Origin of the sequence: Bradyrhizobium sp. IAR9 (assembly GCF_013408065.1) — a bacterium.
Classification (GTDB): domain Bacteria; phylum Pseudomonadota; class Alphaproteobacteria; order Rhizobiales; family Xanthobacteraceae; genus Bradyrhizobium.
Genome location: NZ_JACBZW010000008.1, coordinates 283,166 through 309,087 on the forward strand (window position 1 = coordinate 283,166; position 25,922 = coordinate 309,087).

Below are 25,922 nucleotides of genomic sequence, written 5' to 3' on the forward strand. Positions count from 1 at the left end.
CTGGAACCGACACACAACAAGAGGTAGCATTTCCATGGGATTAAAATCTTGAATCCGCGACGCGCCGTCTGCGCTGAGCGACAAAGCGGTTCTGAGCGTTCGAATTTGGCGCAACAGAGATTAAAAATGCGGAGTTCCGAGCAGCGGAGTTCCGGGACAACAAACTCCCGCGGCGCCCATGCCTACCTTTGTACCGATGACGCTAGCGGCTGCTGCCACCATTTGCGCCGGACTTCCTCCTGCGTTCCGTCCTTGCTTTCGGAGTCGTCGGAGGCGGTGCAATCTGCAGGGGATGCGATGGCGGCGTCAGACGGTTTGTCGCAGCATCGTCCCGAAGCGCATCGGTATCAAGACGCTGGCTTCGATCGACGGCGTCACGCGGATCGGCAGCGGCAACGGATGCCGCCGCGATGCCCACAACAATGCCGATCAACAGCGACAAGCTTCTTGCGTGCATTGATCGGATACCTCTCAGAATGCGAAGTCCAGACGAGGGCCGATGCGAACGTCCCTATATCGCCGTAGCGGCACGTTCGACGTTCGCGCCTCGTACAGCACGGTCGTCGTGAGCGACACATTGCTCGCAAAATTATACTTCAGACCGACGTCCGCCGAATAGAGCTGATCGCGCCGCCCGCTATTGAGTCCATCGGTGAACCAGTAAGCTTCGAACAACGGCGTGCTCACAATCGACCATTTGGAATCGAGCTTGACCTCGATACCGAGCACGGCGTCAAAGCGCCAGCGGCGCGCCTCCGCCAGGTCGGAAAATCGATAGGTCAGGAGCAGCAATGGCGAAAACGTCGCGTTGTTGAAGTGGAAGTCGCGCGCAACCGAGCCCATCACATCGTTCGAGGTGAAGGCGAGGTCGCGGTAGATTCCGTCAAAATCGTAGCGATGCTCGTAAATGGCGGAGAAGCGCCAGCCGTCCCAATTTTGGGTCAGGCGCCCGCCCATCCGCGCGACGGCAAAGTTGCCGTCCTTCTCCCGCGAAAACGCTTCATATTGCGCGCGTGCATAGAGGCGGTACGACAGGTCATTGCTGAGGTTCCCGTCCAGCCGGACGCTCACGTCGGGCACGTAGTAAACGTCCGACTTGCGGTTGTCGCGGGTAAACAGGGCGTTGTCGGTGAAGGTGGGCGCGATGGAACCGACGACGCTCCAGGATGGTACTGAGGTGTACGGCACAGGGGTCGCGATCGTCTTGAACTCGGTGACATCAAGGTCGGCTGCACCTGCCGTGCTCGCGCCGAGCAGACCAAAGATCGGCAGAAGAATTCTGGATCTTCGCATGGCGTCCCTCGATGGCTGTCGCGTGCATCGGGATTCGCGTCAGGCTGTGACACGATTGTGGCGTGTTAATGTTCTCGGACTAAATCACGGGTTGATCAGATCGATCATGGTTTCGTAACAGGCCGCAGTGACCGCTGATGCGGGCCTAATAGTCGACCGCGTCCCTGGTGATCGGACAGGTCATGCAATGACCGCCGCCGCGACCACGTCCGAGTTCCGCACCCACGATGGTGACGACCTCGATGCCTTCCTTGCGCAGCAGCGTGTTAGTGTAGGTGTTGCGGTCATAGGCGAACACGACGCCAGGGGATGCGCAGACGAGATTGGCGCCGCTATCCCACTGGGTGCGCTCGCGCATATAGGCATTTCCGCCCGTCTCCACCACGCGCAGCTTCTTCAGCCCAAGCGCCTCTGCGACGACCTCGACGAAGGGCTTTTCGTCCTTGCGCAGCTCGATGCCTGCGGAGTTGTCGGCCGGACGGTAGGAAAATGCCGCGATATTGTTGACGATGTCCGGATAAAGCAGCACGCAATCGCGATCGGCGAATGTGAAGACCGTATCCAGGTGCATCGCCGCTCGAAGCTTGGGCATGGCAGCCACGATCACGCGCTCGGCCGCCTTCTTCTTGAACAGGGCGGCAGCGAGCTGGCTGATGGCCTGCCGCGAAGTACGCTCGCTCAATCCGATCAACACGTTGCCTTTTCCGATCGGCATCACGTCGCCGCCCTCGAGCGTCGCAAGGCCGTGATCCTGTGTCGGATCGCCCCACCAGACATTGACCTTGCCGGCGAAATCCGGATGGAACTTATAGATCGCGGCGGCGAGGATAGGCTCTTCGTGGCGCGCCGGCCAGAACAGCGAATTCAGCGTAACGCCCCCGTAGATCCAGCAGGTCGTATCGCGCGTGTACAGGGTGTTGGGAAGGGGCGGCAGAAGATACTCGGTCATGCCGGCCGCTTCCCGGATGAGCCTGAGCGTCTCGCCGCCGCGGGCTTCTGGAAAGTCCTGGGTCGACAATCCGCCGATCAGCGTCTCCGCCAACTCGCGCGGCTTGAGGCTTTCCAGATAGGCGCGCAGCTCGTCGATCAGGCCGAGGCCAACCTGATTGGGGATCACCTGGTTGTCGAGGATCCACGTCCTCGCCTCCGGAATCGCGACCGTGTCGGCGAGGAGATTGTGCATCTCGACGACTTCGATTCCGCGGTCGCGCATCTTCTGCACGAAATCGAAATGATCGCGCTTGGCGTTGTCGACCCATAGGACGTCGTCAAACAGCAAGGTGTCGCAGTTCGTCGGCGTCAGACGTTGATGAGCCCGCCCCGGCGAACAGACCAGCACCTTGCGCAGCTGGCCGACTTCCGAATGAACACCGAAGGGAATCCCTGCATCCGATGTCTGCTTTGTCATGAGGCCTATCTCCGGAACTGCTCCGCTCAGATCGTGATGTAGCCGGTGGCCAGGCCATGAACGCCGACGACCGCGCCGATCGCAACGACAATGAAGATGATCCACTCGACGAAGGTGAAGACTCTCGCCTTCTGCTCGAGGCGCGCCCACAAATACAGTGCCGTGCCGGGCGCGTAGAGGATGGCCGACAGCAGCAGATATTTCATTCCGGCCGCATAGATCAGGAAGAGCGTGTAGATCAGCGCAATGCCGGTAAAGATCAGCCCGCTTCGACGCGCGTCCGGGCGCTTCTCATAGGTCTCGCCCCGCTTGACCAGCAAGAGCCCGTAGGCGGCGACCAGGAAAAACGGGATCAAATTCATGACGCTCGTCAGATTGAGCATCAGCGAGAAGGCGTCCCGCGACCAGTAGGTGCTGATGACGAAGAGCTGGACGACGATGTTGGTCAGCCACAGCGCCGCAGCCGGGACCTTGTTCTCGTTCTCGGTGCCGAACAGGGCCGGCATATCCCTGGTGCGGCCCGCGGCCGAAAGAACTTCGGTGCAGATCAAGCTCCAGGCGAGATAAGCCCCGAGCACCGAAACCAGAAGTCCGATGCTGACGAAGACCGCGCCCCAATGCCCGACCAAGGCCTCCAGCACCGCCGCCATGGACGGCTGTCGCATCTCGGCGATGTCGGCGCGCGGCAGCACGGCGTAGGGCAGCATGGTGACGAGCACCATCAGGCTGGTCACCATCACAAAGCCGATGATCGTCGCCGCGCCGACATGGGATCGTTCCTTGGCATAGCGGGAATAGACGCTGGCCCCCTCGATCCCGAGGAACACGAACACCGTGACCAGCATGGTCGCGCGGATCTGCTCGAAAAGCCCCTTGTCCGGCATGCCCTCGCCGCCCCAGAAATTGTCGCTGAACTGGTCGGCCTTGAAGGCGAAGATCAGGATGACGATAAAGACCAGGATCGGCACGATCTTGGCGATCGTCACGATGGTGTTGATCGCGGCGGCCTGTTGCACGCCACGCAGGATCATGAAATGGAAGAGCCAGATCCCGATCGAGGCGACGATGATGGCGGTGACGGTATTCCCGTCACCGAACACGGGAAAGAACGCGCCCAAGGTCGACTTGATCAAGACCCAATACGACACGTTGCCAATGCAACTTCCCATCCAGTAGCCAAGCGCCGAGAGGAAGCCGGGATAATCGCCGAAACCTGCTTTCGCATAGGCGTAGACACCGGCGTCGAGTTCAGGCTTTCGCTCCGCCAACGACTGAAACACGCGCGCCAGCGTGTACATCCCACCGCCGGCGATGCACCAGGCGAAGATGGCGCCGAATGGACCGGTTGCGATGCCGAAAGTGCGCGGCAGTGAGAAGATGCCGGAACCGACCATGGAGCCGACCACCATGGCCGTCAGAGCAAACAGCGAAAGCTTCTGGATCGACGGCGTCGCGCTCATGTGAAGGCCTCGGACCGCGAACGATGGTCGGCGCAGCGGCCGCGTCGCTCGCTGCGAGCCGGACGATGCGCCGTGGAGCGCGCATGGCCAATCAGGTGATTACCTAGTCGAGGTCCGGGATTACCCTCACCGCCCACACGCCCTCAGGCCGCGAACGAAGAACCGGAAGCTTCGGCCGGCTCCTTTCCGCCGAACCATGCCACATACAGTGTCGGCAGGAAGACCAGGGTCAGACCTGTCGCAACCAGCAGGCCGCCCATGATCGCAAAGGCCATCGGCCCCCAGAACACCGTCGGAGCAATCGGGATCATGCCGAGAACGGTGGAGACGGCCGTCAGCATGATTGGACGAAAGCGGGAACTGCTGGCATCCACCGCGGCCTGCCAGGGTCCCTTCCCCAGTGAACGCTCCGCCTCGATCTGGCCGATCAGGATGACCGCGTTCTTGCTGATCATGCCGAGCAGAGCAAGCACACCGAGAATGGCGACGAAGCCCAACGGCCGCCCCGACAACAGCAGCGCTGCGACGACGCCGATCAGACCGAGCGGCGCAACACTGACGACCATCAACAATCGCGGAAAGCTCTGCAACTGGGCCATCAGGACCGTGAACATGACGAACAGCATCACGGGCACCACCGCCATGACGGACGCCTGAGAATTCCGGCTTTCCTCCACCGTGCCACCGACCACGACGCGGTATGAAGCCGGCAGCGCCGCCTTCAGCTTTGCCATGGCCGCGGCCTGCCTGTTGACGACCGTCTCCGGCAGCGCACGGTCGGCAATGGCCGCCCGAACCGTGAGCGTGGGCACGCGATCTCGTCGCCAGATCAGCGGAAACTCCTGATCATATTCGAACGATGCAAACTGGCTCAATGGAACGGTCCGGCCACCCGCGATCGGCATCTGCAACGTGCGCAAGCTCGCCGGCGAGACGCGCTGTTCATCGGTTGCGCGGACCACCACATCGACCAGGTAGATATCGTCCCGCACCTGCGTGACCGGCGTGCCGGATATCACGGTGTTCAGAACGGTGGAAATCGCCTGCGAACTGAGGCCAAGAAGTCGGGCCTCGTCCTGGTTGACGCGAATGCGCACCTGGCGATCGGGCTCCATCCAGTCGAAATTCACGCTCTTGGCGGCCGGATCGGCCCCGACGATCCGTGCGACCTCGAGCGCGATGTCGCGCACCCGCTCGACGTCGGGGCCGCTGACGCGATACTGCAGCGGCCATCCGACCGGGGGACCGAGGCCGAGCGGAGACACCGACGAGATCGCGTTCGGAAACTCATCGGCGAGGAATCGTTCCAGCTTGCCATGCAGGCGCTCACGCGCCCCAATATCTCTGGCGACGACGACGGCCTGCGTGAAGAAGTCGTTCGGCAATTCGACGCTGAGCGGCAGATAGAACCGGATCGCACCGCGCCCGACATAGGTGCTCCAATGCGCGACATCGGGATCGCCCGTCAGCATCTTGTCCAGACGCTTTGCCGCGGTTTCGCTGGCAAAAATCGACGAGTTCTGCGGCAGGCTGAGATCGACCAGCAGTTCCGGCCGATCGGAGGACGGAAAGAACTGTTGCGGAATGAGCGGCAGCGCGAGCACGGAGGCGACGAACAGCGCGGCGGTCCCACCGAGGGTCAGCCATTTGGCGCGGATCGCCGATATCAGCAAGCGTCGATACAGCCGGAATACCCGTCCGGGAGCCGCAGCGCCCTTCTGCTTGGGCGAGACAAGGATGGCAACGCCGAGCAGTGGCGCGAAGATCACCGCGACGAACCAGGACGCCAGCAGCGCGATCGCGACCACAGCGAACAGCGAGAACGTGTATTCGCTCGCGGCGCTGGCGGCAAAGCCGACCGGAATGAAGCCCGCGATCGTCACGAGCGTCCCCGCAAGCATGGCCAGCGCGTGTGTCCGAAAGGCGTAGCTGGCGGCCTCGACCTTGCTGTCGCCCAACGCCAGGCGAATGAGCGTGGCATCCGTCGTCGTCATGGCGTCATCGACCAGCAGGGCAAGCGCAATGATCAGGGCCCCGAGCGATATCCGCTGCATGTCGATCTGAAGCACCGCCATGACCGGAAACACGACCGCGAGCGTGAGCGGGATCGCCAGCGCGATGATCAGGCCCGGACGAACCCCAAGGCTGATGAAGCTCACGGCCAGAATGATGGCGATCGCCTGCAACAACGAGGTCATGAACTCGCCGACCGCCTTGCCCACGACGACGGCCTGGTCGGCCACCAGGCTGGGCTCGATCCCGATCGGCAGATCAGCGGTGATCCGCGCCATCGCCGCCTTGACGTTCCTGCCGAGCGCGAGGATGTCGCCGCCGTCGCGCATGGCGATGGCAAGCCCGATCGCCGGGCGGCCATTGATCCGGAACAGCGGCTGGGGTGGATCGGCATAGCCCCGCCGCACTCTCGCAAGGTCGCTCAGGCGCAGCATGCGATCGCCGGCGGCGAAGTTGATATCGGCGATGTCCTGCTCGGACAGGAAGCTGCCCGACACCTGCAGCGATATCCGCTCGGTGCCGGTCTGAATCGTTCCAGCCGGCATCACGATATTCTGCGCCCGCAACGCCGCGATCAGAGCCGTGCGATCAACACCGAGATTTGCAAGCTCCTGCTTGGAGAACTCGACGAAGATCACCTCCTCCCGTGCGCCCAGCAGCTCGATCTTCGCGACATCCGGCACAGCCAGGAGCTGCGAACGGATCGCCTCGACCCGGTCACGCAGCTCGCGTTGCGCGAAGCCGTCGCTGGTAAAGCCATAGACGATGCCAAAGGTGTCGCCGAAATCGTCGTCGAAGAACGGCCCGACGACACCGGCAGGCAGCGTATGGCGAATGTCGCCAATCGTCTTCCGCACGTGGTACCAGGTATCGGAGACATCCCGCGCATTGGTGCTTCCCTTGAGGTTCACGAAGATGGTCGTGAGGCCTGGCCGGGTGAAGCTGCGCAGGAAATCCAGATGCGGGGTCTCCTGCAATTGGCGCTCGAGGCGCTCCGTCAGCTGCTTCATCGTCTCGTCGGCCCTCGCCCCTGGCCAGACGGCATGAACGACCATGGTCCGGATCGTGAAGGCGGGATCCTCGTTCCGGCCCAGCCGGAAATATGACAGGACGCCGGCGGCCACCGCTATCAGCATGAGGTAGACGACCAGCGAGCGTCGCCCCAGTGCCCATTCCGAAAGGTTGAATCCACTCATCGCCCCGACCCGAGCACGCGCACCTTCTGGCCTGGATGAAGTGCCTGAACGCCTGCGGTCACGACGATCTCGCCGCTATCAAGCCCTTGCGCGACGATCACCTGCGCCTGGTCGAACCGCAGCACGTCGACGTTCCGCACTGAGACCGTATTGGCCGAGGGATCGAAGACCCAGACGGCCGGCTGTTGATTCATCCTCGTCAGCGCGGTTGCGGGAATGCCGATCATCGGGCCGGAGCTCGCCTCGGCGCGCCCGACCACGGTCGCCCCGAGCCGCATCGCAGCCGGCGGATCGGTAAGGCCCACCTTGACCTCGAAGGTCCGCGTGACCGGGTTGGCCTGGGCGGCGACCTGCCGGACGCGCCCCTGTGCCGTCACTGCCGGATCGTCCGTGAGCGCGACCGTTACCTGCAGATTGGCAGGCGCCGCTCTCACCAGTTGGGCGGGCACATCGAAAACCGCATCGCGACCGTCCTGGCGAGCGATCCTCGCAATCGTTTGCCCGGCCTGAACGACCTCGCCGGCGGCGGGGCCGGTTTCGGTGACCTTGCCCGGTGCATCGGCGCGCAGCTCGGTAAAGCCGACCTGATCGTGGGCGGCGCTCAACTGGGCTTCGGCCATATCGAGCTGCGATTGGGCGGTCTGCTGCGCCTGCGTCGCGGCTTCGAAGTTGGCGCGGGTGGTCCAACCCTGCGCCAGCAGCGTCTGCTGACGCTCGAAATGATTGCGGGCCTGAGTGAGCTGGCCTTGCGCAGCAGCAAGTGCCGCCTGCGCCTGGCGTAGCGCGTTCGCTTCGTTCTGCGGTTCCAGTTGCGCCAGAAGCTGGCCGGCCTGGACGCGATCACCAAGCCGGGTGTTGTTCGAAAGCAGCCGCCCGCCGATTCGAAATGCGATGCTTACCTCGTCCTCCGCCTCGATACGCCCCGTAAACGTGAACGGCGTTAACTGCTCGCGCTTCTCGACCGTGGTCGTGCGAACCGGACGTGGCGCCGGGGGCGTATCCTCCACCGGGTCTCTTTCACAGGCGGCAACCAGCAGCGTGGTGACCGCTGCGACAAGCGCGATGTTCAGCGGCCGCATCGGCATGACATGATCATCGGTCAACTGCTCCGCTGCCGATCTTGTCGATAGATCATCTCCCTTCCATCGGTAAATCTACTGAGCGATCACAGATGCAATCGTGGTCCGGAGAACCTTCCGGCAGCAGTCAGAAGATTCCCAGGGCAACGTCAGGCAATCACCCGATACCGGAAACGCAGCAAGCGGTGCATTAAGGCTGCACCTGCTCCCGCCGCGGCGCGTTCGCCAAAGCAGCAGGTGGCAAGGGAACCGGCCGCTCAGGCTCCGAATGATTCACAAGACGACAGGAGGATCGACATGAGAAAGCTGGCTTTGCTGTCCGCGGCCATCTTCATTGCGCTCAGCGCGATGGGTTCGACGACGCCCGTACAGGCGCAGGATCTGGCATGGTGCTCGAAGATCAAGGGAATGCTCAACTGCATGTATGAGACCCGCTCCCAATGCCGCGCATCGGTGAGCGGGCGGCAGGGCACCTGCGTGCAAAATCGCCGCCGCTGACGGCAGCGCTCAGTCCGATATCGACCGGGCGGCGTAAATGACGTGCTGTTGGTTGTCGTACGCCACCCGGATTCGGCATGAATGCCAACTGTGCCTGCCCCATCGGGACATTCCTCCGCCAACGTCCGGGGTTTCCTCCAATCGCGCCGGGTCTCCTTGCACGGTAGCATCGACTGCTCCGGTTCGCATTTGGATCAACGGGAGGTGTCAATGTCCGATCTTGTCGCGATCGTGTATCCGTCGGAAGCAAAGGCAGAAGAAGTGCGCCAACAGCTGTTCAGGCTGCAGAAGGAATATCTGATCACAATCAGCGACGCCGTGATTGCCGTTAAGACGGACGCGGGCGGCATCAAGCTCAATCAACTCGTCAATACCACTGCCATGGGCGCAATGACGGGAAGCTTCTGGGGCCTTCTCATCGGCGTCCTGTTCCTGAACCCGATCCTCGGAGTCGCGGTAGGCGCCGCGTCCGGCGCGCTCGGCGGCGCGCTCTCGGATTTCGGCATCGACGACGCCTTCATGAAGAGCCTGTCGACCAGCCTCCAGCCCGGCAACGCGGCCCTGTTCGTCCTGATCAAGCACATGACGGCGGACAAGGTAATCAACGAGATCAAGAGCGCCGGCGGCGTCGTGCTCAAGACGTCACTGGACGAGACGAAGGAAAAGCTCCTCCGCGATGCGCTGACGAGTGCGGTGGAGCGGCCCGCGGCCTGAAGCCGGGGCGTTCCTCCCTGTCTCAGCGCCGGCCGCCCGCAAGCCGCAGCAGCATCATGAAGAGGTTGATGAAATTCAGATAGAGCGACAGCGCCGCGATGACCGACTTGCGACCCGCAGCGGTATGGTCATCCGCGCTGTCGTACATCGCCTTGATCCGCTGCGTGTCGTAGGCCGTAAGCCCGGCAAATACGCCGACGCCAACGATCGAGATCAGCCAGTCGAGCGCGCTCGAGGACAGAAAGATGTTGATCAGGCTTGCGATGATGACGCCGATCAACCCCATGAACAGGAACGTGCCTAACCCGGAGAGATCGCGTCGCGTCGTATACCCGAACGCACTGAGCGCTCCGAAACTCGCGGCGGCGATGAAGAAGACCCGGGCAATCGACGAGTCCGTGTAGATGTGGAACAATGTCGAGAGCGATACGCCGACCAAGGCTGCGTAGAGGAAGAACAGCAGCCGTGCCGTCGACACGGACAGCGTGTTGATGCGCGAGCCGATGAAGAACACCAGCCCCAACGGCGCCAGAATGAAGACCCACATCAATGGACTCTGCAGCAGTGCCGGGCCTGTGACCTGATAGGCCAGCCAGGCCACAACGGCGGTCAAGCCGACGCCCGCGGCCATGTGAGCGTAGATGCGGAGCATGTATTCGTGCAGGCCGGCGTCCACCGCAAACGCACTGCCAGTCGTCTCTGCCGCAGTCAGGTCTTGATCGAAATTTGACACATCCGCCTCCTCAGGACTTTGCCGAGGGAGGCGACACTAATCCTCGGGCTTCCGGAGCGGCATCGGACAATCACCCGAATGCCGCCCGTGGAAATTACCCTTCTCTGTCGCAACTGCGGCATCGCAGCGATGCCGCACATGACCGATGCGAGAGCTTGGAACGATGTCTAAGCCTTTTGGCGTACGCTCCTTACAGCTTTGTCACTTGGAAGCCGGGTGGGTCGCGATCTAACCCAATGCCATGCGCTTCTTCTTTCACATCGCCGACAGATACGGCCTCTTTCCCGACGGGATCGGACAGGACTGCCGAGATCAGGATGCAGCCATCCTGCACGCCAGACGCCTCGCCGCCGAGCTCGCCAAGGCCGGTGAATTCTGCCGCGGCGGCGTCGTGCTTGTGGCCAGCCCGCCGCAGACGGCTTGCGGAGCCCCGGGCGGCGGCTGATTTTTCTGCCCTCACCTCCTACAGAGAATCCCTGATGTGCGCATGCGGCAGACACTTCTAAGGTCGTCCGCGGGGGGCGGTCGGCAGATGTGACCACCGCCACGCTCCGGATTGGGAGGTCACCTTCCGTCATGGCGTCTTCGTCGAACGAGGCCGATCAAGAGCTTTCCCGCAACGCGTTGATTGCGCTTGTGATCGGATCGATGGTGGGATCCGGTATCTTCGCCCTGCCGGCTGCATTCGGACGTGCCACCGGCGCCTTCGGTGCGATCATCGCATGGATCATCGCAGGGACGGGCATGCTTATGCTGGCGCTCGTTTTCCAGTCGCTGTCGCAGCGCAAACCGGAACTGGATGCCGGCATTTATGCCTACGCCAAGGCCGGATTCGGCGACTACATCGGATTCGCCTCGGCAGCCGGCTACTGGATTGGCTGCTGTCTTGCCGACGTCGCCTGTCTCATTCTGATCAAGGCCACACTCGGGCAGTTCTTTCCGATCTTTGGCGACGGCACGACACTGACGGCCATTGCATCGGCGACGCTGCTTCTGTGGAGTGTGCACTTTCTTGTGCTGCGGGGCATCAGGGGCGCGGCCAGGCTCAACACGATTGCAACCTTCGCAAAGATCGTTCCGATACTCCTGTTCATCGTCGTGGCCGCGTTCGTTCTCGATCGCGACCTGTTGGTGCAGAATTTCTGGGGAACGGAGCCGCCGAGTCTCGGACAGGTGCTGAGCCAGGTACGCTCTACGATGCTGCTTACCGTATTCGTCTTCGTCGGCGTCGAAGGCGCGAGCGTCTATTCGCGCTACGCCAGGAATCGCGCCGACATCGGCATTGCGACGGTGGTGGGCTTTCTGAGCGTTCTCTGCCTGCTCGTCCTGGTGACGCTGCTCTCCTACGGCGTTTTGCCGCGGAACGAGCTGGCGGATCTTTCGACGCCGTCGATGGCAGGCGTTATGGAATCAATGGTCGGGCGCTGGGGCAACGTGTTCATCAGCGTGGCGCTGTTGATCTCGATCCTCGGCAACTATCTGTCCTGGTCGCTGCTCGCCGCGGAGATCCTGCATTCGGCGGCGATACACCACACGATGCCGTCCTTTCTCGCGCGTGAGAATGCGAACAAGGTTCCTGTCGGTGCGCTCTGGCTGACCAACTGCGTGATCCAGGCGTTTCTGCTCGTCAGCTGGTTCGCCGAATATGCCTTCACGCACGCACTGAAGATGACGAGTGCGATGACGCTGATCCCGTACGTCCTCGTCGCGGCCTATGGCCTCAAGCTCGCATCGACCGGCGAGACCTATGACGCCGGCGAGCGCGCCCGCACGACCGATTGGATCCGCGCCGCCGTTGCGACGCTCTACGCCGCCGCGATGATCTACGCCGGCGGCCCGAAGTTTCTCCTGCTGTCCTCGATCCTCTACGCGCCCGGAACCTTGCTGTTCCTGATGGCCAAACGCGAGCGCAAGGAAAGCACCTTCACGAGAACCGAAGCCATCCTGTTTGCAGCGGTCGCAATCGCCGCGGGCGGCGGCGTCTATGGGCTTGCCGTCGGTGCCATTTCGATCTGACCCGGCGTCTTTGAATTGTAGGGAGGCGAACATGAACATGACGATCACGCGTTGCAGCTTGCTCCTCGCCGGGTTCCTGGCCGTCACGGCGCTATCCACCGTCACGCGCGCGCAATCGAAGGACAACAGCGCGGCGATGGCAAAGGAGACCGGCACCGCCGCATCCAAAAAGCAGGCGCCTCCGAACACCAACACCAATCCGACAAAGCACCGGTACTGGCGTCATCGCGGCGGCAGACACCCGCACTACGGCAGCCGCCGCCTTCGCCCCTGAGACATCGTAGTGGCCCCTCCAATGGATCAACCTGACAGCGTTTCGGGGATGCGCTCCCTAAACTACCGAGAACTCCCTCGGCACGAGACCGCTGTCGACGAGACCGGAGAGGCCGGACGGCCAAGTCTGCTGGCCGTCGGTCTCACCCTGCTCGCCGCCGGCATCGCTTTGTTCCTGATCTGGCAAACGGTCTCCAGTCTCCTGATTGTCTTCGCCGGGGTGCTGTTCGCCGCCTTTCTGGACGCCTTGGCGCGAACCTTGGCGCCGGTCCTTCCACTCAAACGAGCCTGGCGGTTGACGCTCGTTGTCTTGCTTCTGTCCGCGCTCTCCTGCTTTGGCCTCGCCTGGGGCGCGCGCAAGCTGCCGGAACAGACGCGTCTGCTTCTGAAAGTGATGGATGCGCAGGTCGACCTGCTCCAGGAGCACCTGCTGTCGTATGGCGTCGACCTGCTCGGCCCGGAATGGGGCCGCGACTTCGCACAATGGCTATTCGCCGATCAGGGCCGGTTCTTCAGCCACGCTCAATTTCTGCTCGGCGGAGCATCGAGCGTTCTGACCGCCGTGCTGGTGATCCTGTTCCTCGGCATTCTCTTCGCTTTCGATCCCACCGGCCACCGCGAAAGCGTGATCGCGCTGGTCAGGCATTCCCATCGCGCCCGTGCGCGCGCCGTGATGGACGAGATGGGCAACGTCATGCGGCTGTGGTTCGTCGGACAATTGATCCGCATCATGCTGATGACGTTGTGCGTGTGGCTCGCGCTCTATCTTATCGGGCTGCCCGGTCCCTTCGTGCTTGGACTTCAGGCCGGTCTGTCGAACTTCATTCCCTATCTCGGGCCGATCGTTGCCGCGATCCCGATCGCGCTCGTCGCGATGCCGCTCGGCGCATCGCCCCTGATCTGGGCGGTCGCCGTATACACCATCATCCAGTCGATCGAAGGCTACGTGATCGGCCCACTGATCCAGCGCCAGGCAGTCGAGACCCCGCCGGCGTGGACACTGGTTGCGATCGTCCTTCTCGGCGCTCAATTCGGCGTCATGGGCGTCGCGGTCGCGATGCCGCTGGTTGCGATCGGTCGGGTTGCGATCGTCAGGTTCTATGTCGAGGACTATCTGGGCGGCGATCCCAAGCCGCCATTAATTGCGAGCGAGCAGCCATGAGCGAATTCGAAGCGCAGCCGAGTGATGCCCCTGCGCGTTCGACGACGGCGCGTTTCCTGTGGCAGCAACTCCCCTACGTCGTCGCGCTGCTGCTCGCCATCGTCGGCGTTGCCTATACCAACGTCTCGCACCAGCCGTTGACCGGCTATTGGGAATTCCTGGCGCTCGCCATCGGCGTCGTCTGCGTTGTCACCAAGTGGCCGGAGATCGAGGGCAAGGAGGGCCAGATCCGGCTGATCTGGACGCAGGCTCTGCACTGGATCGCGGTCCTGATCACGATGAACATCATGCTGATCTCCGGCGTGCAGCAACTGCTTCCGACCCCTGCAACGGGACTCGTCCTGCTGACGTTGCTCGCGCTCGGCACGTTCCTTGCGGGCCTGAGCCTGCTGTCGTTGCAGATCGCCTTCCTTGGCCTTGCGATGGGCGCCGCCGTTCCGGCGATTTCCTGGCTGAAGCAATCCATCTTCTTCTTCCTGCTCGGGGCGGTGCTGCTGATTGGCCTCGCCATCTCGTTCTGGTGGCGTCAGGACGGCGGCCCCTCGCAGAGCGCCAGGGACATCACGAACCGCCGGGAGGATTGAATGCGAACGTTGCGATATCTTGCCGCCATCGGCGCATCACTCGTTCTTTGCGCCGTCACCTCGCCCGCGCAAGCCGAGAGATTCAGGGTGGGCAGGCTCCTGTGCTTCTCGGAGCCACGCATCGGACTGGTGCTTGGATCGACGCAGGCGCTGCGTTGCGTATTCAACGCGCTGCGCCCGCCCCGGCAGTACGTCTACGAGGGGCGGATACGGCGCGTCGGCGTTGATATCGGCGTGACCAGCGCCGGCGCGCTATCGTGGGCCGTCCTCGCCAGGAACTCGCGGATAGGCCCCGGCACGTTGCGCGGCAGTTACGTCGGCGCGAGCGGCAATCTTGCATTCGGTCCCGGCCTCGGCGCCAACGTCCTGGTCGGCGGCTCGCGCAGGAGCGTGATGCTGCAGCCGATCTCGGTCGAACGCTCGATCGGGCTCAATCTCGCGGCTGGCGTAACTCATCTGACACTGGGACCGCGAGGCGGGCTCTGATCCCATCGTCTCGGTCCCGCGGTTCGGTCCGCTCCTGATGCGGTTCGCGCAGGGAGAGGATGAGAACATTCCCGCCCCGCCGCTCAGGGTTTCGTCCGATGTCGGCGTCGGGTGTTCGAAGCTAGGATCCGATGCATGCTCGTTCGGGCCGTAGCCGCCCAGGAGGATCGCATGACAGTGTATGACAGTCGCGGAAGTCTCGATGCCGTGGTTGCTCCGCCGCTGTGGGTTTGTGCGCTCCTCGGCGTCGTCCTGATCGCCGCCGGCCTGTTCGCGCTCGGCGACCTTGCCTTCGCCACCGTCGTCAGTGTCAAGCTCATCGGGCTCACCGCGATCGCCGCCGGCGCATTCGAGATTGCCCACGCCTTCTGGACCAAGGGGTGGGGCGGGTTCCTTTGGCAAGTCGTGCTCGGCGCACTCTACCTCGCCTTCGGTGTCGTGCTGCTCACCCAGCCGGTCTCGGGCGCGCTTATCCTGACCTATTTCCTCGGCGCGGTGCTGTTCGCTTCGGGTGTCATTCGATGCGTGCTGAGCTTTGCCTATTGGCGGCAGAACGGATGGATGATGCTGATCTCGGGCGTCTTCGCGGTGATCGCCGGCGTGCTGGTCCTGTTCGGCTTCCCCACCATCAGCGCTTGGGCTCTCGGCTTCCTGTTGGGCGTCGACCTGATTGCTCATGGCCTGGCATGGCTGCTCTACGCGCTGCAATCGGTGCGAACGACCGGATAACAGAGGAGAGAACAACCATGGATGCTCCCAGTCGCCGCGTCTTCCTCAGCCTTGCGATGAACACCATTGCCGCCGCCGCGATCGGAGCGTCCGGCGCTCAGTTCATCGGTGTTGCGGACGCAATGCCGGTCGATCCCGGTCTCTCTCGGGCCGGCCGGGCACCGGGGGATCGCGCCATCCCGGTGCAATGGGGACCTCCGCCGCGGCCCGGCTGGGGCCCTTCTCATCCTGGCTGGGGCCCGCGACCGCGCCGGCGCCGCCGCTGGGTTTGCTGGTGGCATCGTGGGCGCCGTCATTGCGGATGGCGCTGGTAGTCCGAAGAGGATGAGGAAATGGTACGCAACAAGAACCAATGGATCCTCGTCGCCGTGCTTGCAGTGCTTTTCCTCGGCGCGAGCTGGTTCTGCCTGTCAGTCTGGACGGCGATACCCTCGATGCCGCTTTACGGAAACATCGTGCTGGCGGCGGCCGCCATCCTTGTTCTGGTGCTCGGCTGCGGCCTGATCGCGCTGATGTTCTATAGCCATCGCAAGGGCTACGACGAGCCGGCGCGCAGCAACCGAACCGCGCGGGACTAGCTCAGCTGGTCGAATCGCGGAGGCCTGACGCCGGCAGTTCCGAGCCTGGTGCAGGGAGCGGACGATGAACCTTGCTGACGTCCGGCTCGGACTGCTGGCGGCGAGCCTCGTGACATTGTTGACATTGTTGGCCGGCGAACCCGCGCGGCCGCAGCCGGCCCCGCCTGCGCCCGCCGTCGGCGTCGTCGAAGCGGCGCGGCGGCCGATCACCGAGAGCAGTGAGTTTCTCGGCCGGATCGAGGCCATCAACCAGGTCAACATTGCCGCTCGCATCACCGCATTTCTGGAGCAGCGGCTGTTCACCGAGGGCGCCGAAATCAGGAAAGGCGAGCAGCTCTATAAGCTCGAACGCGGCCCGTTCGAGGCCGATGTCGCCGCCAAGCAGGCGCAGGTGGCACAGCTCGAAGCGACGCTCGAGAATGCCAGATTGACCACCGAGCGCGCCCGCACCCTGCTTGGCGGACCGGCCGGGCAGCAATCGACCTACGATGCCGCGCTCGCGAGCCAGCGCAGCCTCGAGGCCCAGGTCAAGGCTGCGCAGGCGCAGGTCCAGGCCTCACAGATCAACCTCGACTACACCATCATCAGCGCGCCGATCGACGGCAAGATCGGGCGCACGGCCGTGACGGAAGGCAACATCGTCAGTCCGAGTTCGGGCGTGCTGACCACGATCGTCAGCCAGGATCCAATGTATGTCACGTTCCCGGTGCCGCTGCGCCAGGGGCTCGAGCTGCGCGAACGCTACGGCCCCCAAGGCGGCCTCGAGGCGGTGACGATCCGGTTGCGGCTGCCCGACGGGCGCATGTATGGGCAATCCGGCAAGCTGAATTTCGTCGACAACACCATCGCCCAGAACACCGACACGATCATGGTGCGCGGAGAGATCGCCAACCCGATCCTGCGCGCTCCCTCGGCCGCTGGCGTCACCGTCCACGAGCTCACCAACGGCGAATTCGTCACCGTCGTCCTCGAAGGAGTCCAGCCTGTCGAGGTGCTGGCGATTCCGCGCTCGGCGGTGCTGTCCGACCAGCGCGGCGACTACGTTCTTGTCGTCGGGGCAAACGATAAGGCAGAGCAGCGGCGCATTCAGCTCGGGCAATCGACTCCCACGATCGCCGCCGTCATCAGCGGATTGACGGCCGGTGACAAGGTGATCGCGGAAGGGCTGCAGCGGGTTCGCGCCGGCCAAACCGTCTCTCCAGAGCCGGCAAGTCCGCTGATCTTGTCGAGCATGAAAGACTCAACTGGCGAGGCGACTCCGCAAGGCGGGCGCGCCCCGCCGCCCCGAACCGGCAAGGGCGGCAGCCAATGATATCGAGCGTCTTCGTCGACCGGCCACGTCTTTCGATGGTGATCGCCTTTGTCATCACCATCGCCGGCGCGCTGGCGCTCACGCAGATCCCGGTGGCGCAGTTTCCCGATATCGTGCCGCCGCAGGTCACCGTAGCCGCGAACTTTCCCGGCGCCTCCGCCGAGGTCGTGGAGAGCAGCGTCGCACAGCCGTTGGAGGCGCAGGTGGTCGGCGTCGACCGCGTGCTCTATATGAAATCGACCAGCGGCAACGACGGCAGCTATACGCTGACAGTTTCGTTCGCGCTCGGCACCAATCCCGACATCAACACGGTCAACGTCAATAATCGCGTCCAGAGCGCATTGTCGCAATTGCCCACGGAAGTGCAACAGCAGGGCGTGACCGTCCAGAAACGATCCTCTTCGATCCTGCAGTTCCTGGTGCTCTACAGTGCAGATGGTCAGCAGGACCCGCTCTTCATCACCAATTACGCCATCATCAACGTGCTGGACGCGATTGCGAGCACGCCGGGTGTCGGCCAGGCCAATCTGTTCGCCAGGATGAACTATTCGATGCGGATCTGGTTCGATACGCAGCGCCTCACAAGCCTCAACCTGACCCCCTCGGACGTGGTCGCCGCCATTCGCGCACAGAGCGTCCAGGCTCCCATCGGCCGCATTGGCGCGCGGCCGATCAGCGACGATCAGCAGTTCCAGTTCAACGTGCAGACAATGGGCCGCCTCGCCACTGTCAATCAATTCGCCAACATCGTGCTGCGCGCCGAGCCGGACGGATCCTCGCTGCTGGTCAAGGACGTCGCCCGCGTCGAGTTGGGCGCGCAAAATCTCGACAGCGAAGCCCGGATCGACGGGCGAGCTGCCGTTCCGATTGCGATCTACCTCGCCCCCGGCGCCAACGCGGTGACCACCGCGCGTGCGGTCGCGGACACGATGCAGCGGCTGTCCGGCCGGTTTCCGGCAGGGCTCGGTTATCTCGTGCAATACGACTCCACCACGTTCGTACGCGACACGATCACGGAGGTGCTGTGGACGTTGGGCGAGGCCTTCGTCCTGGTTGTGATCGTGGTCTATCTGTTCCTCGGAAACATGCGTGCCACCGCGATTCCGGCCGTCGCGGTCCCGGTAAGCCTCGTGGGCACCTTCGCTGTCCTGCTCGCGCTCGGTTATTCCGCCAACACCGTATCCCTGCTCGCAATGGTGCTCGCGATCGGCATCGTGGTGGACGACGCCATCGTCGTGGTCGAGAATGTCGAACGTGTCATGGCGGAGGAGCCTGCCCTGTCTCCGGCCGAGGCCAGCAAGAAAGCCATGAGCCAGATCACCGCGCCGATCGTCGCGATCACGCTGGTACTGCTCTCGGTGTTCGTGCCTATCGCTTTCATTCCCGGTATCTCGGGCACGCTGTTCCGCCAATTCGCGGTGACGATCAGCGCCGCCATGATGATCTCGGCATTGAATGCCCTGACGCTGTCGCCAGCCCTTTGTGCGCTGCTGCTGCGTCATACAGGACAGCGCCGCGGCATCATCGGCCGCATGCTCACCGGCATCGACTGGGTGCGCGATCGCTACAGCGGCGCGGTCCGCCGGCTGGTGCGCATGGCAGCCTTGTCGCTCCTGCTGGTGGCAGCCCTTGCCGGAGGAATCTTCGGCCTGTCGCTGGTGACCCCGACGGGCTTCCTGCCCGAGGAGGACCAGGGTGCCTTCTTCACCTCGGTTCAGTTGCCGGACGGCGCATCGGTCGCGCGGACCAGCGAGACCACCCGGCAGATCGAGGACATCTTGAAACAGATGCCGGCCGTCGACCACGTCCTCGCGGTGATCGGCTTTTCCCTGCTCGACGGAGCCTCCGAGCCGAACAGCGCACTCGTGGTGGCGCGACTGAAGCCGTTCGCCGACCGCAAGACGGCAACGGATTCCGCCCAGGCGTTGATCGCCAAGACCTTCGCCGCCGGCGCGCAGATCCGGCAAGCCAATGTGCTACCGTTCAACCTGCCGCCGATCATCGGACTCTCCACCGGCGGTGGCTTCGAATATCAATTGCAGGCCCTGGAAGGTCAGGCCCCGGCCGCGATCTCCAGCGTCACGAACGCATTGATCGGCGCAGCCAATGCCGATCCGCAGCTCGCGCGCGTATTCTCGACATTCACGGCGACCAATCCATCGCTCTATCTCGATATTGACCGCCGCAAGGCCCAGGCGCTGGGCGTCACCGTCAACGACATCTTCACTGCCCTCCAGGCCACGCTTGGCGGCATCTACGTCAACAACTTCAACCTGTTCGGTCGCACCTGGCAGGTCAATCTGCAAGGTGAAGCATTCGATCGCGCCGATACGTCCGATGTCTGGCGCATCCATGTGCGTAACAGCTCGGGCGAGATGGTGCCGTTACGATCCCTCGCCGGCCTCAAGATCGTGACCGGGCCACAGGTCATCACCCGCTACAACAACTATCGTTCGGTGACCGTCAACGGCAGCCCGGCATCGGGCATCTCCTCCGGGACCGCGATCGCCGCCATGGCGCAGATCTCGGAGGATGTTCTGCCGCCGGGGTACGGTTTCGCGTGGACTGGCACCGCCTACCAGGAACAGCAGGCGGCCGGCCAGACCGGCATCGTGCTTATGCTCGCCGTCCTCTTCGCTTATCTGTTCCTGGTCGCGCTCTATGAAAGCACCGTGATTCCGATTCCCGTGCTGCTCTCGGTCGTCGTCGGCGTGCTCGGATCCTATCTCGGCATCAAGATCGCCGGGCTCAATCTCGACCTCTACGGTCAGATCGGCCTCGTCGTCCTGATCGCGCTTGCCGCCAAAAACGGCATCCTGATCGTCGAGTTCGCCAAGGAGCAACGCGAGGCCGGCGTGCCGCTCGACGAGGCCGCGATCCAGGGCGCACATATGCGCTTTCGCACCGTCATGATGACCTCGGCGGCCTTCATCCTGGGCCTCTTGCCGCTCGTGATCGCGACCGGCGCCGCCGCGCTCAGCCGGCGCGCCGTCGGCACGGCGGTCTTCGCCGGCATGCTGGCCGCAAGCTCGATCGGAATATTCATCGTGCCGATGCTCTACGTGGTTTTCCAGCGCCTGCGTGAGCGGGCTAAGGCGGCCTTCAAGTCAAGCCATCAGCCGAATTCGCTCGACCGCAATGCGATCTAGACAGGCTTTGGGGGTGCCTTGCATCCCGCAACGCTGCGTCGTTCAGCGAAGAAGGCCCCAAGGGGCTGATGACTGTCCAAAGATCTGGTTATCAGCCACCTTCATCCGCCGGTCGCCCGTCGCGAAGGTGCTTGTGGCATTGGCTCACCGTCCCTGGAAGACTGCTGGCCGCCGCTCAATAAACGACTGGATGCCCTCGCGCGCGTCGGCGCTCTTGAGCACACGGTCCCGGATCGCCGGGATGCAGGCGATCGCAGCCGCCTCACCCTGCTCGGTGTATTTCGCGGCCGCTTCCTTGGTCACCTGAATCCCAAGCGGTGCGTTGCGGGCGATGATCGCCGCGATCTCCATGGCACGGCCGATCTGCTGGCCGGCCGGAACGACCTCTTGGACGAGACCGATCTCCCGGGCACGTTGCGCCGTGAATTCATCGCAGAGGAAGAGGTGGTACATGGCGTTACCCCAGCCTGCGCGGGACAGATAGCGGAAGTGAGCTCCGCCCAGGGGCGCGATGCCGCGCTTGGCCTCCATCTGGCAGAACCGGCTGTCGTCGGCGGCCACCACGATGTCGCCGGCCAGCATCAGCTCGATGCCGACGGTGTAGACGATGCCTTGCGTCGCGGTGACGATTGGCTTCTTGCAGCGCTTGGTGAGGCCGAAAACGTCGACATTGCCTTCCTTGACAGTCCGCTTCTCGGCGTTCGGGCCGAAGAATTTCGGCATGTCGAGGCCCGCGGTGAAGTCCTTGCCTTCCGCGCAAATCACGCCGACCCAGTAGCCGTCGTTGTCGTGCAACTCGGTCAACGCGTCCGACAGCAGATCCATCATCTGTGGGGAGAAGGAGTTCTTCTTCGCGGGATTGTCGATGATGATCTTCAGGATGTGATCATGCGCCTCGGTGCGGATCGTGCCTTCGGTGGTCATGCGAGCGTCTCCTGTCTACCTGTCGTTCTTGATGGCGAGTGCGGTTCGAATGGCTGCTGCCCGCTCCGGCGGGAACGCCGCTGCGCCCTCCTGGAGAATGTCGAGGAAGGACAGCACGCCACCGCGGGAGCCCCAATTGCCCTCTTCGATGATGCGGAAATTGACCCACCAGCTCGGAGAGGGCTCCTTCATCTCGCAAGCATCGGCGAGCGCCCTCAGCACATTGCGAATGACGGCGGCTCGATCCTCGCGGGTCCAGCAGCAGTCCATCACGACGACGTCCACCACCATGACGTCGCTCGGCTGGTCCGAGAGCAGCTCTCCGCCGTGCGCGATCATGTCGAGCGGGCGCTCGAGGAAATGCACCTGGTAACCTTGCCGTGCCTGGGGAACCAGCCGGCCGACCTCCGGCACCAGCACGGCATCCGTCAGCGTCTTGGCAAGCAGCCGGCGCTGCTGACCGGTCAATCGGCCTTGCGGGGTCATCACGTGGATAAAGGTCATCTCGAGCTCTCCGGGGCTGACTATGTCACGTGACATACACCCGGCGCTGGCTATGTCAACTGTCATATTGTAGCGTCGGACGACGAGGTGCCCGATGACGTCCGATACGAGAGCGAAAATGGTGGCCGGGGCCGCCAATCTGATGAGCCGCCGCGGCGTGAATGCGACGAGCGTACGGGAGGTCGTGCGCCACACCGGCACGCCGCGCGGATCGATCAGCCATCATTTTCCCGGGGGCAAACGGCAGCTCATCGAAGATGCCATTGTCTTTGCGGGCACCCAGGTCAGCGGTCCCCTGCGACATCTCACCAGCGAACGGGGGGCCATGGCCGGCCTGCGCGCCTTCATCACGCTTTGGAAGAGGACGCTGGAGCAGACGAATTATCAGGCCGGATGTCCGATCCTGGCAGTTGCCGTCGAGGAATATGTCAGCGATCCCTCCGATCAGGAAACCGCCGGCGGACAGGCGGTCCAGCGCCATCTGCTTGATCTCGCTCAGGGCATCTTTGCGGACTGGCAGCAGATCCTGTCCAATGCGCTGAAGCAGGAAGGCCTCACCGCGTCGCGCGCGCGGCGGCTTGCCACGCTGATCGTCGCATCGGTCGAAGGTACGGTCGCCATGTGCAGGGCTGCGCGTAGCGCCCAACCCCTGGAGGAGGTCAGCCACGAGCTCGAGCTCCTGCTGAAGAGCGCAATCGACAAGCCATAGCGTAGCGAGAGCCGCACAGGTCAACGTCAGGCTCCCTCATCCAGCGCCACCAGCTCGCGCTTCTTGCGCAGCGCCGGCAACAGCGGTCCGATCAGCAGCACCAGAGCAAGCGCGAGGCACACCGCCGAGATCGGCCGCGTCACGAAGGTGCCGAGATCGCCCTGCGAGAGGATCAGCGACTTGCGCAGATTGTTCTCCAGCATCGGTCCCAGCACGAAGGCCAGCACCAGCGGTGCCGGCTCGTAGCCGAGTTTGCGCATGAAATAGCCGATGATTCCGAACGCGATCATGACGTAGACGTCGAACACGTTATTGCCGCTGCAATAGACGCCGATGATGGTGAAGAGGATGATGAGGGGGAACAGGATGTTGTAGGGCAGCTTCAGGAGCTGCACCCACATACCGATCATCGGCAAATTGAGCACCAGCAGCATGAGGTTGCCGATATACATGCTGGCGACGATGCCCCAGAACAGCCCGGGGTTCTGCGTGATCATCAGCGGTCCCGGTTGCAGCCCGTGAACCACGAAGGCGCCGAGCAGCAGCGCCATCACCACATTCGGCGGAATGCCGAGCGTCATCAGCGGAATGAAGGCGCCGCCCGCCGCGGCGTTGTTGGCGGCTTCCGGCCCTGCGACGCCTTCGATGGCGCCATGGCCAAAACGCTCCGGCGTCTTCGACAGCCGCTTCTCCAGCGCGTAGGAGGCAAAGGACGCTACGACGGCGCCGCCGCCCGGCAGGATGCCGAGGAAGAAACCGAGAATGGTGCCGCGGCCGACCGGGCCGGCGCTCGCCTTCCAATCCTCCTTGTTCGGGAAGAGCCGGGTGATCTTGGCATTGATGATGTCGCGCTTGATGGCCTGCTCGGTGTTGAGCAACACCTCGGCGACGCCGAACAGCCCCATCACGCCCGGCACGAGTCCGATGCCGTCCATCAGTTCCATGCGACCGAAGGTCAGGCGCGGCTGCGCCGTAATGCTGTCGAGCCCGATCAGGCCGAGCACGACGCCGATACAGGCCATCAACAGCGCCTTCGCCATCGAGCCCTGGGTGAGGAAGGTGAGCACCACGAGCCCGAGCGCCATCAGGCTGAAATACTCGGCGGGACCAAAAACGATGGCGACGCTGGCGAGCTTCGGCGCGACCAGCATCAAGGCGACCAGCGAAAAGGTGCCGGCGATGAAGGAGCCGAAGGCGGCGATGCCGAGCGCGGGACCCGCGCGGCCCTGCTTCGCCATCTGGTGGCCGTCGATGCAAGTGACGACGGATGCCGCCTCGCCGGGGATATTGACCAGGATCGAGGTGGTGGAGCCGCCATACATCGAGCCGTAATAGATGCCGGCCATCATGATGATGCCGGATTCCGGCGTGCCCGAGAGCGTCACGGGCAGCAGCAACGACATCGCCGAGATCGGCCCGATGCCCGGCAACACGCCGACCAGCGTGCCAATGAAGACGCCGATGAAACAGTAAAGCAGGTTGATCGGCGCCAGTGCGACCCCGAAGCCATGCGCGACATTGACGAGAGTATCCATGACCGTGCTCAGCCGATACCGAACATGCCGGACGGGAGCTGAATGCCAAGCGCTTGCTTGAGCAGCCACCACATGCCGACGGGAACGAGGATGGAAATTGGAATCGCCAGCGACCAGCGCACCGGGTCAATCAGGCGCATCAGCAGCAGTGTCAGCGGAATGGCGGCGAGCAGGAAGCCGAGTGGATCGAGCGCGATGGCGAACCCGGTGAGGCATGCGATGACGATGACCGGCTTGGCCCAGCGCGCATCTTTCCAGCGCGAGCCGAAGGTCGGCCCGCCTTCGGTGATCGCGGCAACGATGATCGTTGCAGCGAACGCGCACATCAGGATGCCGGCGTAGAACAGCACGAAACCCGAGCCGGGATCGTGGATCGTGCCGAGCTTGAGCTTCAGGCCGGACCGGATCACGAAGATGCCGAGCCCGAGACCGATCAGCCCGCCCCAGAGTTCGGTGTTGTTGGGATGGAACTTGACGTTGCTGTTGTCACTCATGGCTCAGTTCTTCTTGCCGAGCCCGAGTGCATCGATCACCTTGCGTTCGGAGTCCGTGACCTCGACGACGAACTTCTTGTAGTCCTCGCTGTTCTTGTAGTTCGGCACCATGTCGTATTTGGACAGCGTCGCGACCACGGCCGGATCATCCAGCGCCTTCTTGAAGGCGTCGTGCAGCTTGGCGACGATCTTGGGATCCATTCCCTTCGGGCCGGCTATGCCGAACGGCGAGTCGTAGACCACGGGATAGCCGAGCTCCTTCAGCGTCGGCGCGTCGGGAAAGTTCGGCGAGCGGCTCGCGGTCCACACCATCAGCAGGCGCAGCTTGCCGGCATCGACCAGCGGACGCCAGCCGGTGGCGTCGGCCTGCAGCATCGTATGCTGACCGAGCACCGCGGCATTCGTCTCCGCGCCGCCCTTGAACGGGACAGCCGTGAGCTTGATGCCCGCGAGCATGGCGATCTGTTCCATCCCGACATGCGGCGAAGTCCCGACGCCAGGCGTCGCATAGGTGACCTTGCCCGGATTGGCCTTGGCGTAGTCAACCACGTCCTGCCATGTCTTGAACGGACCTTCCGCACTGGTCGTCACGCCGAAGGTGTAGCCCGAGAGGTGGATGATATAGGTAAAATCCTTCGACGGATCCCAGGGGGTTTCCTGCATCAGAGGAAGGCGGAACACCCCCATTGGAAGCTGAGCGATGGTGTAGCCGTCAGGTTTTGCGGATGCAGCCATGGTAGCCGGGCCGACCGTGCCACTGCCCCCGGCCTTGTTGTCGATCGCAATCGGCTGTCCCAGTACCTTGGAGGCCTTCTCGGCGATCGCGCGCATGGTGAGGTCGGTCGATCCGCCGGCCGGCCAGGGAATGATCAGCGTGATCGGCTTGGTCGGGTATTCCTGTGCGCCGGCGTAGACGGGCACGAGCATGGCGAGCGCCGCGATCGCAATCATCAAACTGCTGCGTTGAAACATAAGATCCTCTCTCCAGTGGTTCGCTCGGGGCCAAGCTCGTGTCTTCATGTGTCCTGCCGGCGGCTCGTCATCGGCACCGTGAATTACCGCCCCCTGGCGAA

The 25,922-nt window shown here is 63.3% G+C and carries 25 protein-coding genes; 13 read left to right on the forward strand and 12 right to left on the reverse strand.

Annotated elements, in window-relative coordinates:
• Positions 1-471: 471 nt before the first annotated feature.
• The 5 genes from GGD67_RS22590 to GGD67_RS22610 all read right to left on the reverse strand — a co-directional run bounded on the left by GGD67_RS22590 (position 472) and on the right by GGD67_RS22610 (position 8,473).
• Positions 472-1,293, reverse strand: a complete 822-nt coding sequence (locus GGD67_RS22590; RefSeq protein WP_179735922.1) for an outer membrane beta-barrel protein — start codon at positions 1,291-1,293, stop codon at positions 472-474.
• A gap of 145 nt (positions 1,294-1,438) precedes the next feature.
• Complete coding sequence (gene arcA, locus GGD67_RS22595) at positions 1,439-2,701, reverse strand: arginine deiminase (protein WP_179735924.1); 1,263 nt, start codon at positions 2,699-2,701, stop codon at positions 1,439-1,441.
• A gap of 26 nt (positions 2,702-2,727) precedes the next feature.
• On the reverse strand, positions 2,728-4,161 hold the full coding sequence (locus tag GGD67_RS22600) for a basic amino acid/polyamine antiporter (protein ID WP_179735926.1): 1,434 nt from the start codon (positions 4,159-4,161) through the stop codon (positions 2,728-2,730).
• A gap of 143 nt (positions 4,162-4,304) precedes the next feature.
• Entirely contained in the window at positions 4,305-7,370 is a 3,066-nt protein-coding gene (locus GGD67_RS22605; RefSeq protein WP_179735928.1) for an efflux RND transporter permease subunit, read from the reverse strand.
• A complete protein-coding gene (locus tag GGD67_RS22610) occupies positions 7,367-8,473 on the reverse strand; it encodes an efflux RND transporter periplasmic adaptor subunit (RefSeq protein ID WP_179735930.1) in 1,107 nt (368 codons plus the stop codon). Before GGD67_RS22610 ends, GGD67_RS22605 begins: the two co-directional genes overlap by 4 nt.
• Before the next feature lie 273 nt (positions 8,474-8,746).
• Here GGD67_RS22610 and GGD67_RS22615 point away from each other — a divergent pair, with 273 nt between their 5' ends.
• Both GGD67_RS22615 and GGD67_RS22620 read left to right on the forward strand, forming a co-directional pair.
• Positions 8,747-8,947, forward strand: a complete 201-nt coding sequence (locus GGD67_RS22615; RefSeq protein ID WP_018318095.1) for a DUF3551 domain-containing protein — start codon at positions 8,747-8,749, stop codon at positions 8,945-8,947.
• Positions 8,948-9,157: 210 nt separating this feature from the next.
• Positions 9,158-9,661: a DUF1269 domain-containing protein gene (locus GGD67_RS22620; RefSeq protein WP_018318096.1), complete on the forward strand. Its 504-nt coding sequence runs from the start codon at positions 9,158-9,160 to the stop codon at positions 9,659-9,661.
• A 22-nt stretch (positions 9,662-9,683) separates the two neighbouring features.
• Here the strand turns inward: GGD67_RS22620 and GGD67_RS22625 are convergent, their stop codons facing one another.
• The gene (locus tag GGD67_RS22625) at positions 9,684-10,394 is read right to left on the reverse strand and encodes a Bax inhibitor-1/YccA family protein (RefSeq protein WP_018318097.1); all 711 of its coding nucleotides are present in this window, start codon (positions 10,392-10,394) and stop codon (positions 9,684-9,686) included.
• Positions 10,395-10,635: 241 nt separating this feature from the next.
• Here GGD67_RS22625 and GGD67_RS40185 point away from each other — a divergent pair, with 241 nt between their 5' ends.
• From GGD67_RS40185 to GGD67_RS22640, 3 genes are all read left to right on the forward strand, one after another.
• Positions 10,636-10,839, forward strand: coding sequence for a DUF6894 family protein (locus GGD67_RS40185; RefSeq protein WP_409411131.1), 204 nt, complete (start codon positions 10,636-10,638; stop codon positions 10,837-10,839).
• A gap of 131 nt (positions 10,840-10,970) precedes the next feature.
• A complete protein-coding gene (locus GGD67_RS22635) occupies positions 10,971-12,410 on the forward strand; it encodes a basic amino acid/polyamine antiporter (protein ID WP_179735934.1) in 1,440 nt (479 codons plus the stop codon).
• A 31-nt stretch (positions 12,411-12,441) separates the two neighbouring features.
• The gene (locus GGD67_RS22640; protein ID WP_179735936.1) at positions 12,442-12,684 is read left to right on the forward strand and encodes a hypothetical protein; all 243 of its coding nucleotides are present in this window, start codon (positions 12,442-12,444) and stop codon (positions 12,682-12,684) included.
• Between the two features lie 57 nt (positions 12,685-12,741).
• Here the strand turns inward: GGD67_RS22640 and GGD67_RS39795 are convergent, their stop codons facing one another.
• Positions 12,742-12,870 carry a hypothetical protein gene (locus GGD67_RS39795; RefSeq protein ID WP_283813662.1) on the reverse strand — a complete coding sequence of 43 codons (129 nt, stop codon included), beginning with the start codon at positions 12,868-12,870 and terminating at the stop codon, positions 12,742-12,744.
• Between GGD67_RS39795 and GGD67_RS22645 the strand changes: the two genes are divergently transcribed.
• The 7 genes from GGD67_RS22645 (at position 12,853) to GGD67_RS22675 (ending at position 20,683) form a co-directional block, all read left to right on the forward strand.
• Positions 12,853-13,845, forward strand: coding sequence for an AI-2E family transporter (locus GGD67_RS22645; protein WP_246783260.1), 993 nt, complete (start codon positions 12,853-12,855; stop codon positions 13,843-13,845). The genes GGD67_RS39795 and GGD67_RS22645 overlap by 18 nt on opposite strands.
• On the forward strand, positions 13,842-14,429 hold the full coding sequence (locus GGD67_RS22650; protein ID WP_179735940.1) for a hypothetical protein: 588 nt from the start codon (positions 13,842-13,844) through the stop codon (positions 14,427-14,429). Before GGD67_RS22645 ends, GGD67_RS22650 begins: the two co-directional genes overlap by 4 nt.
• Entirely contained in the window at positions 14,430-14,915 is a 486-nt protein-coding gene (locus tag GGD67_RS22655; RefSeq protein ID WP_179735942.1) for a DUF992 domain-containing protein, read from the forward strand.
• Between the two features lie 171 nt (positions 14,916-15,086).
• Complete coding sequence (locus tag GGD67_RS22660; protein ID WP_018318104.1) at positions 15,087-15,644, forward strand: HdeD family acid-resistance protein; 558 nt, start codon at positions 15,087-15,089, stop codon at positions 15,642-15,644.
• A gap of 332 nt (positions 15,645-15,976) precedes the next feature.
• Complete coding sequence (locus GGD67_RS22665) at positions 15,977-16,222, forward strand: hypothetical protein (protein WP_179735944.1); 246 nt, start codon at positions 15,977-15,979, stop codon at positions 16,220-16,222.
• Between the two features lie 64 nt (positions 16,223-16,286).
• Positions 16,287-17,534 (forward strand): efflux RND transporter periplasmic adaptor subunit, encoded by a 1,248-nt coding sequence (locus tag GGD67_RS22670; protein WP_179735946.1) that lies wholly within the window; start codon positions 16,287-16,289, stop codon positions 17,532-17,534.
• On the forward strand, positions 17,531-20,683 hold the full coding sequence (locus GGD67_RS22675; protein ID WP_179735948.1) for an efflux RND transporter permease subunit: 3,153 nt from the start codon (positions 17,531-17,533) through the stop codon (positions 20,681-20,683). The genes GGD67_RS22670 and GGD67_RS22675 overlap by 4 nt, the downstream gene beginning before the upstream one ends.
• A gap of 144 nt (positions 20,684-20,827) precedes the next feature.
• Here the strand turns inward: GGD67_RS22675 and GGD67_RS22680 are convergent, their stop codons facing one another.
• Positions 20,828-21,607, reverse strand: a complete 780-nt coding sequence (locus tag GGD67_RS22680) for a crotonase/enoyl-CoA hydratase family protein (RefSeq protein WP_179735950.1) — start codon at positions 21,605-21,607, stop codon at positions 20,828-20,830.
• A 15-nt stretch (positions 21,608-21,622) separates the two neighbouring features.
• Entirely contained in the window at positions 21,623-22,111 is a 489-nt protein-coding gene (locus GGD67_RS22685; protein ID WP_179735952.1) for a tautomerase enzyme, read from the reverse strand.
• Positions 22,112-22,229: 118 nt separating this feature from the next.
• Between GGD67_RS22685 and GGD67_RS22690 the strand changes: the two genes are divergently transcribed.
• Positions 22,230-22,820, forward strand: coding sequence for a TetR/AcrR family transcriptional regulator (locus GGD67_RS22690; RefSeq protein ID WP_246784487.1), 591 nt, complete (start codon positions 22,230-22,232; stop codon positions 22,818-22,820).
• A gap of 26 nt (positions 22,821-22,846) precedes the next feature.
• Here the strand turns inward: GGD67_RS22690 and GGD67_RS22695 are convergent, their stop codons facing one another.
• The 3 genes from GGD67_RS22695 to GGD67_RS22705 are packed head-to-tail and all read right to left on the reverse strand — an operon-like array spanning position 22,847 to position 25,800.
• Positions 22,847-24,355, reverse strand: coding sequence for a tripartite tricarboxylate transporter permease (locus GGD67_RS22695; protein ID WP_179735956.1), 1,509 nt, complete (start codon positions 24,353-24,355; stop codon positions 22,847-22,849).
• Positions 24,356-24,363: 8 nt separating this feature from the next.
• On the reverse strand, positions 24,364-24,849 hold the full coding sequence (locus GGD67_RS22700) for a tripartite tricarboxylate transporter TctB family protein (RefSeq protein WP_179735958.1): 486 nt from the start codon (positions 24,847-24,849) through the stop codon (positions 24,364-24,366).
• Between the two features lie 3 nt (positions 24,850-24,852).
• Positions 24,853-25,800, reverse strand: coding sequence for a tripartite tricarboxylate transporter substrate binding protein (locus GGD67_RS22705; protein WP_246784492.1), 948 nt, complete (start codon positions 25,798-25,800; stop codon positions 24,853-24,855).
• Positions 25,801-25,922 lie beyond the last annotated feature (122 nt).

Excerpts from the sequence above, each read along its gene's own strand:
- GGD67_RS22590 (WP_179735922.1), bottom strand. The coding sequence starts at position 1,293 with ATGCGAAGATCCAGAATTCTTCTGCCGATCTTTGGTCTGCTCGGCGCG.
- arcA (WP_179735924.1), bottom strand. The coding sequence starts at position 2,701 with ATGACAAAGCAGACATCGGATGCAGGGATTCCCTTCGGTGTTCATTCG.
- GGD67_RS22600 (WP_179735926.1), bottom strand. The coding sequence starts at position 4,161 with ATGAGCGCGACGCCGTCGATCCAGAAGCTTTCGCTGTTTGCTCTGACG.
- GGD67_RS22605 (WP_179735928.1), bottom strand. The coding sequence starts at position 7,370 with ATGAGTGGATTCAACCTTTCGGAATGGGCACTGGGGCGACGCTCGCTG.
- GGD67_RS22615 (WP_018318095.1), top strand. The coding sequence starts at position 8,747 with ATGAGAAAGCTGGCTTTGCTGTCCGCGGCCATCTTCATTGCGCTCAGC.
- GGD67_RS22620 (WP_018318096.1), top strand. The coding sequence starts at position 9,158 with ATGTCCGATCTTGTCGCGATCGTGTATCCGTCGGAAGCAAAGGCAGAA.
- GGD67_RS40185 (WP_409411131.1), top strand. The coding sequence starts at position 10,636 with ATGCGCTTCTTCTTTCACATCGCCGACAGATACGGCCTCTTTCCCGAC.
- GGD67_RS22635 (WP_179735934.1), top strand. The coding sequence starts at position 10,971 with ATGGCGTCTTCGTCGAACGAGGCCGATCAAGAGCTTTCCCGCAACGCG.
- GGD67_RS22640 (WP_179735936.1), top strand. The coding sequence starts at position 12,442 with ATGAACATGACGATCACGCGTTGCAGCTTGCTCCTCGCCGGGTTCCTG.
- GGD67_RS22650 (WP_179735940.1), top strand. The coding sequence starts at position 13,842 with ATGAGCGAATTCGAAGCGCAGCCGAGTGATGCCCCTGCGCGTTCGACG.
- GGD67_RS22655 (WP_179735942.1), top strand. The coding sequence starts at position 14,430 with ATGCGAACGTTGCGATATCTTGCCGCCATCGGCGCATCACTCGTTCTT.
- GGD67_RS22660 (WP_018318104.1), top strand. The coding sequence starts at position 15,087 with ATGACAGTGTATGACAGTCGCGGAAGTCTCGATGCCGTGGTTGCTCCG.
- GGD67_RS22665 (WP_179735944.1), top strand. The coding sequence starts at position 15,977 with ATGGTACGCAACAAGAACCAATGGATCCTCGTCGCCGTGCTTGCAGTG.
- GGD67_RS22670 (WP_179735946.1), top strand. The coding sequence starts at position 16,287 with ATGAACCTTGCTGACGTCCGGCTCGGACTGCTGGCGGCGAGCCTCGTG.
- GGD67_RS22675 (WP_179735948.1), top strand. The coding sequence starts at position 17,531 with ATGATATCGAGCGTCTTCGTCGACCGGCCACGTCTTTCGATGGTGATC.
- GGD67_RS22680 (WP_179735950.1), bottom strand. The coding sequence starts at position 21,607 with ATGACCACCGAAGGCACGATCCGCACCGAGGCGCATGATCACATCCTG.
- GGD67_RS22685 (WP_179735952.1), bottom strand. The coding sequence starts at position 22,111 with ATGACCTTTATCCACGTGATGACCCCGCAAGGCCGATTGACCGGTCAG.
- GGD67_RS22690 (WP_246784487.1), top strand. The coding sequence starts at position 22,230 with ATGGTGGCCGGGGCCGCCAATCTGATGAGCCGCCGCGGCGTGAATGCG.
- GGD67_RS22695 (WP_179735956.1), bottom strand. The coding sequence starts at position 24,355 with ATGGATACTCTCGTCAATGTCGCGCATGGCTTCGGGGTCGCACTGGCG.
- GGD67_RS22700 (WP_179735958.1), bottom strand. The coding sequence starts at position 24,849 with ATGAGTGACAACAGCAACGTCAAGTTCCATCCCAACAACACCGAACTC.
- GGD67_RS22705 (WP_246784492.1), bottom strand. The coding sequence starts at position 25,800 with ATGATTGCGATCGCGGCGCTCGCCATGCTCGTGCCCGTCTACGCCGGC.